General features: G+C 60.9%; 8 protein-coding genes. 4 read left to right on the top strand and 4 right to left on the bottom strand.

The features are described from left to right. Positions 1-82: 82 nt before the first annotated feature. Positions 83-823, bottom strand: coding sequence for an IS110 family transposase (locus tag AC5RWT_RS19525; protein WP_494081614.1), 741 nt, complete (start codon positions 821-823; stop codon positions 83-85). A 382-nt stretch (positions 824-1,205) separates the two neighbouring features. Between AC5RWT_RS19525 and AC5RWT_RS19520 the strand changes: the two genes are divergently transcribed. After that, on the top strand, positions 1,206-2,420 hold the full coding sequence (locus AC5RWT_RS19520) for an IS110 family RNA-guided transposase (protein WP_494081613.1): 1,215 nt from the start codon (positions 1,206-1,208) through the stop codon (positions 2,418-2,420). Positions 2,421-2,602: 182 nt separating this feature from the next. Here AC5RWT_RS19520 and AC5RWT_RS19515 read toward each other — a convergent pair whose 3' ends face one another. From AC5RWT_RS19515 to AC5RWT_RS19505, 3 genes are all read right to left on the bottom strand, one after another. Then, a complete protein-coding gene (locus tag AC5RWT_RS19515; protein WP_494081612.1) occupies positions 2,603-3,670 on the bottom strand; it encodes a M20 family metallopeptidase in 1,068 nt (355 codons plus the stop codon). Positions 3,671-3,742: 72 nt separating this feature from the next. Further along, positions 3,743-4,534, bottom strand: a complete 792-nt coding sequence (locus tag AC5RWT_RS19510) for an SDR family oxidoreductase (protein WP_494081611.1) — start codon at positions 4,532-4,534, stop codon at positions 3,743-3,745. A 315-nt stretch (positions 4,535-4,849) separates the two neighbouring features. Next, complete coding sequence (locus AC5RWT_RS19505; RefSeq protein ID WP_494081610.1) at positions 4,850-6,208, bottom strand: MFS transporter; 1,359 nt, start codon at positions 6,206-6,208, stop codon at positions 4,850-4,852. A gap of 567 nt (positions 6,209-6,775) precedes the next feature. On the opposite strand from AC5RWT_RS19505, the gene AC5RWT_RS19500 reads away from it, so the two are divergent. From AC5RWT_RS19500 to accC, 3 genes are read left to right on the top strand one after another with little or no spacing between them, the layout of a single operon-like run. Next, positions 6,776-8,299 carry a pyruvate carboxylase subunit B gene (locus tag AC5RWT_RS19500; RefSeq protein WP_494081609.1) on the top strand — a complete coding sequence of 508 codons (1,524 nt, stop codon included), beginning with the start codon at positions 6,776-6,778 and terminating at the stop codon, positions 8,297-8,299. A gap of 2 nt (positions 8,300-8,301) precedes the next feature. Beyond that, positions 8,302-8,826, top strand: a complete 525-nt coding sequence (gene accB, locus AC5RWT_RS19495; RefSeq protein WP_494081608.1) for an acetyl-CoA carboxylase biotin carboxyl carrier protein — start codon at positions 8,302-8,304, stop codon at positions 8,824-8,826. Then, a complete protein-coding gene (accC, locus tag AC5RWT_RS19490) occupies positions 8,819-10,180 on the top strand; it encodes an acetyl-CoA carboxylase biotin carboxylase subunit (RefSeq protein ID WP_494081607.1) in 1,362 nt (453 codons plus the stop codon). Before accB ends, accC begins: the two co-directional genes overlap by 8 nt. Positions 10,181-10,231: the final 51 nt, after the last annotated feature.

Below are 10,231 nucleotides of genomic sequence, written 5' to 3'. Positions count from 1 at the left end.
AAGTGGGCAGATTACATGGCCGCGAATGGACAGTTTTACTGGCCGCCAGCGGGCACTTTCGTGGCCATCTACGGGCAGTTTTTCATGGCCGCTGACAGACAGGTCCGACTCCATGAATGTTTAGCAGCCCAGGCGCAAGCTCGCTCACGTGCCGGGTCAGTGCCTCATAGTTATCCTTCATCTGCGCAGTCAGATCATTGATCGAGCGCCCGAGCCGGCGGGCTTCTATCCGGATCGTCGAAGCCGCCATGTGCTCGTCGGTACGGGCACGCCAAGCGGCCACCGTCCGGATCTGGGCATCCGTCAGGGGATTTCTTGCATCGATGCCAAGGTCGAAGCTTCGCAACAGGGCGGTGAGCGCGTTCCGGTCCGCGGTCCTGCGACTGTCCATTGCCCTCCGACTCACTAGCAGCACCCTCAGGGCTGCGCAGATCCCTTCTGCTCGTGGAGTCAACAACAAGTCCACTTCGGAACCAAGAGCGGTACGCGCCGCTGCCACCGCATCAATCTCGTCCGATTTCCCCTTGCCCGAGCGGGCGGCACGTTTGGGTGGGCGGACCTCGCAGACTGTGATTCCTGCCGTATGAAGAGCGCGGGCGAGAGTAGCACCGTAGGAACCAGCTCCCTCGATTGCGACCAGCACCTTTCCGGAAGCACGTCGCTGCATCCAAGCCACCGCCCGGGCCAGTCCGGCCGCGGTGGTGGGGAACGTTCCGGTGTCAGAAATGCGCCCCGTACCGGCATTCAATATCGCGTAAGTGTGTGTTTTGGCGTGCGTGTCCACGCCAATGACATGTTCATATTGCTCTGCCACACTGGTCACTGCGGCGTCTCCTTCCGTGCCGAGGGATATTAGCCGTACGGCGTCGGTCTGGAAGAGCAACTGTTTCGAGGCGTATCTCTAACGAGCCACGCGGACCGAGTTTCCTCGGACGCGGGCGACCTTCTATGAAGCCATCGAAACAAGGTCAGACCGACGCCAACCCCGCTCCGCAGGCACGTCAGCGAAAAGGCACCTGAAGGGCCAGATAGGGACCGGGCCATGCGAAGCAGAGTCGGTGGCCAGTCTGCCAGCCAGTCGCAGACCAGCCACCCCCATTAGAGATGGGGACAAGACCAGCCGAAGCTTTGACCATGGCAGGTCGGCCGTAACGTGGATGCCGGACTCTGGCGCCGCAGGACATGCCAGCACTCGTACTGGATTGATGTCTGGAGGCGGCGTGATCAAAGAGCACCATCTTGTTGATGTCTTTATCGGCGTTGACGTGGGCAAGAGCAACCATCACGCGGTCGCGCTAGACCGCGAAGGCAAGAAACTGCTGGACAAGGCGCTGCCCCAGGACGAGGCGAAACTGCGTGAAATCATCGCTTCCCTCGCACGGCATGGGACCCTGCTTTTGGTGGTCGACCAGCCGGCCACAATCGGTGCCCTGCCGGTCGCCGTGGCCCAGGACGAAGGCATCCTGGTCGGTTACCTGCCCGGCCTGGCGATGCGCCGCATCGCGGACCTGCACCCGGGCGAGGCCAAGACCGACGCCCGGGACGCGGCGATCATCGCCGAAGCGGCCCGGACCATGCCCCACACCCTGCGCGCCATCGCCCTAGCCGATGAACAGGCCGCGGAACTCTCAATGCTCTGCGGCTTCGACGACGACCTGGCCAAGCAGGCAACGGCTGCCTCCAACCGGATCCGGGGACTGCTGACCCAGATCCACCCTGCGTTGGAACGGGCGATCGGACCCCACCTGGACCACCGGGCGATGGCCGAGCTCCTGGTCAGGTACCCGACCCCGGACGCCCTGCAAAAGGCCGGTCAGACCCGCGTGGCCGCACTGCTGCGCAAGTTCGCGCCGCGGGCCGGCAAGCGCTGGGCGGCCGAGGTGTTCTCCGCCCTCGGCGAGCAGACCGTGGTGGTATCCGGCACCGGCGCCGCCGGCATCGTATTGCCGCAGCTCGCCGCGCAACTGGCGCAGCTGCGCACGTCCCGCGCCCAGATTCTGACCCGGGTTGAAGAACTCGTGGAGGCCCACCCTCTTCACCTCGTCCTGACCTCCATACCGGCGGTCGGCGTCAGGACGGAAGCACGGATCATCACCGAGATCGTCGGCAAGGAATTCGCCTCCGCAGGACATCTGGCCTCCTACTCCGGATTCGCACCGGTGACCTGGAGATCGGGCACTTCCATCCGCGGCGACCATTCATCGAAGAAGGGAAACAAAGTCCTCAAACGCGCCTTGTTCCTCTCCGCGTTCGCGGCACTGAAGGACCCGGTTTCACGCGCCTACTACGACCGGAAACGCGCCGAGGGAAAACGCCACAACCAAGCTCTCATCGCTCTGGCCAGACGCCGCTGCGATGTCCTCTTCGCAATGCTCCGCGACATGACCCTCTACGAAACGCCTCAGCTCAAGGCAGCCTGACCCCTTGACGAAGAACATAGGGACACCCCCCCGTCCCGCAGGAATCAAACAAACGTGGCCTTCAGGGCGTGCATTGCCCTAGCAGCGGGTCTGCACGCCTACGCGAGGATTGCGGCTTCGTCAGAGTTCGTTGAACCTCGGCTAGAACGCACCATTCAGCATCTCAACGAGGGACTATCCCGTTAATCTGACACTCCCGATACAGCCCGCCAAAAATGTTCAATCGCAGTGTCGAGAGAGGATAGATCAAGTGTCTCGTTGATGGCGTGCATCATGGCAGGATCTCCTGGACCCCAGATCACGATGGGGGCATCGGGGAACCGGTCTTGGAGAACCGAACCGTCGGTGAAGTAGGGGGCTGCGGGTGCTGGCGAGTAGTCCCGCAATACCGTCGGGGGCTGCCCGGCGCGGACGGGAGCCAGATTGATTAGCTCTGTGATTCGAAGGTCACCCTGGAGGCCGCGGAGCCAGTCGAGAATTCGTTGGGGATCACCTACCGTGCGGAAATCTAGGGATAGCTCTGCATGGTCCGGAACGATATTGGGCACGCTCCCCCCGGAAAGGTAACCGAGGTTGACCGTTTCTCTACCCAAGTACTCATCGGAGGCCGCAGGAAAGGCATCGAGGTTGTCGACGACTCCCCTCACGAGAGTCTCGATGGCGTTGATTCCGGCATGTGGTCGAGAACCGTGGGCGGCTACGCCCTGCGCTTCGACCCTCACCCAAAGAGCCCCACGGTGACCAAGCGAAACCTGGTTGTTGGTGGCCTCAGGAACAATGATAAACGCGGGGTCTAGTTGGGCCAGCCCCTCAGCTGCGACAACAGCTCCTTGACTGCCGATTTCCTCATCCGCCGTCAAGAGGACAGCTACGTCAGCTCCGGCGACGTTCGCGCGAATCAAGGTGACCAATGCTGCGACCAGGCCGCCTTTCATGTCAACGCTCCCCCTGCCGTGGAGTGTCCCTCGTTCGATATCGATAGCACCGTCAAACGGGTGAGAGGACCAAGAGCCGGCGGCGCCGGCTGGCACGGTGTCGGTATGACAGACGAACATCACCGGGGCCGACCCGCTGCCAGTTGTGAGCAACGTCCAGGGATAGTTGTTCCCGCGACTGATGGTGACATCAGAGGTGTGCTGCTCCACAAAGTCGATGCAGAGGCTTTGGAGATGGTGCTGGGCCTCCAGATTCCCAGATGCCGTCTCGAGTTGTACGAGCGTCTGCAGGAAACGTAAGTAGTTGTTCCTCATAGGTCTCACATTCCGGCCTTCATTTCCCAAGTTTCGACATGACAGCAACTCTCTTTCGAAGTTGGCACTCAACTATCGAGACAGCCACCCACCATCGATAGTGAGGGCAGCGCCACTGACATAGGCAGCTGCGTCTGACGCAAGGAACACGACTGCTCCTGAAAGATCCTGTGGGCGTCCCCAACTGTTGGCGGGAATGCGGCGCAACATGTTTTCCGCCCGCTCAGCGTTCTCCCTGTGAGCAAGGGTGAAGTCGGTTTCCATGTACCCCGGGGCAATGGCATTAACCCTGATGCCATGCGGAGTCCATTCATTGGCCAGCGCTCGAGTGAGGCCAAGCAATCCATGCTTGGAAGCCGCATAAGCAGGAACTTCCACGCCGCCCTGGAACGAGTTGATCGAGGCGATGTTGATGATGCTGGCAGGGGCATCACCCGCCGCGAGAACACCACGAGCAAAAGCTTGGCTGAGAAGGAAAGGAGCAGTGAGGTTCACATCGAGAACTGCTAACCAATCTGATTGTGCCGTCTCGATGGCTGGGCCTCTCCGAATAATCCCGGCATTGTTGACCAAGATGGTCGGCTGTGGGAACGCGTCTCGAGCCCACGAGATCAGATGTGCTGCGGTGTCCTGTGTTAGGACACTGAGATCAGTTACATAAGTGGAGCAGTTAACCCCGCGGTCACGTACCTCCTCAGCTACCTGATCGAGGTCACCGAGCCCAACCGCCAGGATATCGGCCCCGGCCTCCGCAAGTGCGAGAGCCATGGAACGCCCAAGACCGCCTGAAGCCCCAGTCACCAGCGCTGCCTTTCCATCTAATCGGAAGAGCTCCAGGACGGGAGTGCGGGATGTTGTGGTCATAAGTGAAATGCCTTTGTTTAATGCTGACTTCGAAAGGTGGAAGGCCAGGGCAAACAGGCCCCGACAAGTCGTAGAACGTGCTTACTCGCGACCTACGGGACGCGAGAATGTTCTAGCTCGTACCCCCACGTCCCGCTTTTTCCGACATCCGCTTAGCCCTGCAGTGGTGTCAGCCCGAAGTCCAAACCGTCATTGCCTGCATCAGACGGCAGGCGGAGGAAACCTGGCCAGACACCCGCCGCCGTCACCCGCCTGCGGGATTGAAGAGGTGCATGACGGCGGCAAGGCGTCTGACAGTACTTTAGACGGGTCGAACTACACGGCCCGCAGATCCACTCCCTTGGTTTCCGGCAGCAACTTCATTGCGACCAGGGTCAGGAGGCACAGAACGACGACCAAGGCCCCGGACAGCCATGTCAGATCGATTGACACGAACAACTGGTACACGTAGGGTGCGGTGCCGCCAAAACCAGCCACGGACACCGAGTAGGCGAGGCCGATGCTTTGGGTGCGCTGCGACGTCGGGAAGACTTCCGACATGATCGAGGACAGCAGCGAACCCGAAGCAGCCACGATCACCAGAGCAATTGTCGAAGCAACCAGCAGAGTCCACGGCTCATCAGTGATCATTGCCATGAGGGGAATCTGAAGCACACCCATCGCGATCGCGAAGAAATAGATGACTGGCTTGCGTCCGATACGGTCAGAGAGCCGGCCCCAGAGCGGTAGCGCCACCAAACCTATAACCTGCGCGACGACCGTCACCCAATACGCACCCTGAATGGACATTCCTTGCTGCGTGATGGCATACGTCGAAACATAAGATGACCAGGTGTAGTGGGCCGCTGTCACACCCGACACCATTCCGATGATCAAGAGGATTGAAACCCACCGGGGACGCGGATTCCGCGCCCCGACACCTTGGCCCGCAACTGCACCTTCCACCGGAGTGGAAATCGCTACAGGCTTCACCGCGACCTCGTCATTCTTCTCATCGAAGACCTCAGATTCGTGCATCCCCCGCCGAAGGTAGAGAGCAAACACCGCACCAAAAGCACCCAAGATGAACGGGATTCGCCATCCCCACTCGGCCACTTGCGATTCCGCAAGAACCAGGGAAATGACACCTCCCAATACATACGCAATGACCGAGCCACCGAAGATTGCGACGAATACGAGGCTGCCCCATTGCCCGCGCTTCTGCCGGGGGGCAATCTCGGGAATGTAGCTGTTCGCCGTCGCCGACTCGCCACCATGAGCGAAGCCCTGAATCATCCGGATCAGAAGCAGCCCAATAGACGCACCGAGACCGAGGGTCTCATACGACGGCATGAGCCCAATTGCCACGGAGGCCAGGGCCATCATGACCATCGTGGTGATCATGACCTTCTTTCTTCCCTTACGGTCCGAGAGCGCTCCGAATACAACGCCGCCCAGCGGGCGCATGAGAAAACCAACCGCAAATACTGCCAACGTTGAAAGAAGAGCCGAGGCGGGATCTGACTGGTTGAACATCGCGGCCGCAATGAATGGAGCGAATACGGCGTAAGAACTCCACTCGTACCATTCCAACAGCTGGCCGATCGTACTCGCACGAAGGGATCTACGACGCTGCCGCCCGGATATTAAATCCTCGCCTACAGCGGGCTCTCTCTTGTCTACTGATTGAACCATCAAATTACCCTTCTAATTCAGGTCGAACACATAGGTGAAGCGTCCACTGCTAACGCTCTGACTACGTATTCATGTTTACGCTGCGAATTGGCTAACAAAAAGTCATGATGCCTGAAGTATTGACACATCAGCCCGGATTTCCGGGCCCGGGTTGACTTCGCTCTCCTGTCGAGGTTCGCCCCGCCTCCCCGCATCCACGTGCACAGGACGGCTGGACGCATCCCTCTGAAGAGGAAGCGTTATACTTCGGAACCGATCGCTCACAGCTTCGGGCAGGCCAGCAGGTCATTCCGCAAAACTGCACGGGCCGGTTCGACAGCTCGTATGCAGGCAGTACGGCTGATCGAGTTTTGCGGCCTGGGCATTAGCGGCGACCGCCCACGCTACCCAGGCCTCTTGGCCCGTCAGTGCCGTGAACGTCGTACCTAGTTTTATCGTCTCGACGTGTCGTGTCAAGAATCACATCGGGGGGTTGACGAAACCCGGTGAGTACGATTTCATGAAACGTGAATACGATTTCACCACAGGGGGCGGCCCGGGTGACGCCAAGGAATGAGGTCAGAATTGATGGACGCAACTGAAACGATCGCGTCGGTAATGAGCGTGGGCGGGCGACCAGCCGGGAGCCGGCGCGAAATCAAGATCATCGACACCACGCTGCGTGATGCGCATCAGAGCATCTGGGCGACGCGCATGCGGACTGAACACATCGAGCAGATGGCTGCGGACTTCGACAAGGTCGGCTTTGAGCACGTCGATCTCGTGGCGCCGATCCAGTTCGATGTAGCGGTGCGCTATTTGAAGGAGGATCCGTGGGAGCGGGTGCGCCGCGCTCACGAGCTCGCGCCGAACACCAAGTTTCGCGCCCTCCTCCGCTCCCGGAACATCGCCGCGTTCGATTTTTTGCCCGATGACGTGATCATGGCCTGGGTGGAGCGGCTGTACGCGAACGGATTCCGGGTGATCGGCTCCTTCGATGGGCTGAACGACATCGACAACATTGCCCCCGGGCTGCGTCACGCCAAGAAGCTCGGAGCCGAGACGTTCGGTGCAGTGTCATTCTGCGAGAGTCCCGTCCACACGGACGAGCTGTTCGTGGCGAAAGCAACGGAGCTCATCGAGAAAGCCGACGTCGACCGGATCATGCTCAAGGATGCCGGGGGTCTGCTCACCCCGGAGCGCATCCGCACACTGGTGCCGGCGCTCAAGGACGTCATCGGTGATCGTCCGCTCGAGGTCCACACCCACTCCCTCACCGGGCTGGCACCGCTCGTCTGCCTCGAGGCGGCCGAGGCCGGCGCGGATTCGCTGCACCTCTCTGTGGCCCCGCTCTCCTCCGGCAACGGCCAGCCTTCGGTGCAGAACGTCGTGCGTGATCTGCGCGCTTTGGGCTACGTAGTGAACGTCGATGACGAAAAGATCGGCGAGATCAGCCAGACGATTCGCCAGATCGCCGAACACGAGAACAAGCCCCTCGGCGAACCGATCGAGTACAACGGCCTGCACTTCATGCACCAGACTCCCGGGGGCATGCTCTCGAACTTCCGCACGCAGCTTGCCACCGCCGGGCTCGCCGACCGCTACGACGAGTTGCTGCTGGAGATCGCGCAAGTCCGCTCTGAATTGGCGTACCCAATCATGATCACGCCATTCGCGCAGTTCGTCGGAACCCAAGCGGCCATGAACGTCATGACTGGCGAGCGCTACAAGATGGTGCCGAACGAGATTAAGAAGTATGTGCTCGGTTACTACGGTGACTTGCTCGCCGAAATCGACCCCGAGTTGCGGCAGAAGATCATCGACAATGGTGCCTCGGATATCGCGCTCGAGCCCAGCGAACCGAAACCCATGCTGGAAGACCTCGCGGCACGTTATCCCGACGAGTCGATTGATCACCACCTGCTGAGGGCCATGTTCGCCGGAAGCCAGGTCGACGAGATGAAGATGGCCGTCGCCTCGGGCGGTAACCCCGACGAGATCCCGCACCCGTTGCTCGGGATCGTGAAGTCGCTGCACGCAACCGGCCAGACCGGCACCAAGACCCTGAATGCCGGAGACCTGAAGATCAGCATTACCAAAGGAGAGAACTGACCATGTCGCTTAACCAGCCTGACATTCGCGAACTTAGGGCCCTCGTTGATTGGGCGCACACCACCACCGATGTGCGTGAACTGTCGATCAAGTACGGAGACGTCGAACTCTTCGTATCGCGCAATGAGCGCACCGCCATGGCCCCGACCACCGCAACGCCCGTGGCGATGACCGCCCCTGCTCCCGAGGTGGCCCCTGCCCCGGCGGCCACAGCCGCTGCGGTCGCTCCTGCGCCCGCGCCTGTCGCCGCGCCGGCTTCTACTCCGACCGCGGCCACCGAGGACGAGGTTGTCATTACCGCCCCGATGGTTGGCATCTTCTATGCCTCTCCGAAGCCGGGATCCCCTGCGTTCGTCAACGTCGGCGATCGCGTCAGCCGGGATTCGGTCCTGTGCATCCTCGAGGTCATGAAACTGATGAACAATATCGAAGCAAACGTGGACGGCGTCGTGACGCAGATTCTCGTAGAGAACGAACAGGCCGTCGAGTATGGTCAGCCGCTGATGGTGATCAAGCGCGATGCCTGAGCAGCTGGGCAGCGTCCTTATCGCTAATCGGGGCGAAATCGCGCTCCGCATCATCCGCGCCTGTCAGGAACTCGGGATCCGCAGCGTCCTGGCCTACTCCGAGGCCGACCGTGAATCGCTGCCGGTCAAGCTCGCCGACCAGGCCGTGTGCATCGGTCCCGCGAACTCGGTCAAGAGCTACCGGGACCCGCAAGCCATCATCAGTGCCGCCCTGGCGTTCCAGGTAGATGCGATTCACCCCGGTTACGGTTTCCTGGCCGAGAACGCCGATTTCGCGGCACTGTGCGAGCAGGAGGGAATCGGTTTCGTCGGTCCAGCCTCGGACATCATCCGCCGCATGGGCGACAAGATCGAGGCCAAGAAAATTGCCCGCGCAGCCGGCGTCCCAACGGTGCCGGGTTCGTTGGGCGCGATCGCCCAGTACGATGAGGCACTCACCGTGGCCAGCGAGGTCGGCTACCCGCTCTTGATCAAGGCCGCTGCGGGCGGTGGTGGCCGCGGCATGCGCGTCGTCGAGTCCGGCGAGACACTCGAGCGGAACCTCAGCGAGATCATGTCAGAGGCCGAGACGGCCTTCGGGGACCCTTCCGTGTACATTGAGCGGTACCTCACCGATATCCGGCACATCGAGATCCAGGTCATGTCCGACGGTGAGTCGACCGTACATCTCGGTGAGCGGGACTGCACGGCACAACGACGCAATCAGAAACTGGTTGAGGAGGCGCCGTCTCCCGTCCTCGATGACGAATTGCGGGACGGTCTCGCCCAGGCCGCCGTCGCGCTGTGCCAGGAGGTCGGTTACCGCAACGCCGGCACGGTGGAGTTCGTGTTCGACAACATCGATCGAAAGTACTACTTCATCGAGATGAACACGCGCATCCAGGTGGAGCACCCGGTGTCCGAGATGATCACGGGCATCGACCTGATCAAGCTCCAGCTCGTAATCGCCGCCGGCAATCCACTGCCCCTGACTCAGGATGACATCGTCATCCGCGGTCACGCGATCGAATGCCGCATCAACGCAGAGGATCCGCAAAAGGGATTCCTTCCGAATCCCGGTCTGATTGAGAACTTCCGCGCTCCGGGTGGGTTCGGGGTGCGGCTCGACACGCACATTGAGACTGGCTATGTGATTCCGCCGTTCTACGACTCGATGATCGGCAAGCTCATCGTCTGGGGTCAGGACCGTGATGAGGCGATTAGTCGCGCCTTGCGGGCGATCGAAGAAATGGAGGTTGATGGCGTTACCACGACGGCACAGTTCCAGGGCGAGATCCTTGATAGCGACGTGTTCCGCAGTGGTGAATTCAACACCGCCTTCGTTGCGAAGTTCTTGGCCGACCAAGTGAGCTGACAGGCTTATGCGGGGGCCGTGCCGACAGCGGTACGGCCCCCGCGGGCACTT

The organism is Arthrobacter sp. Dra40, from assembly GCF_059091905.1.
This window is presented reverse-complemented; position numbering and strand designations above follow the sequence as displayed.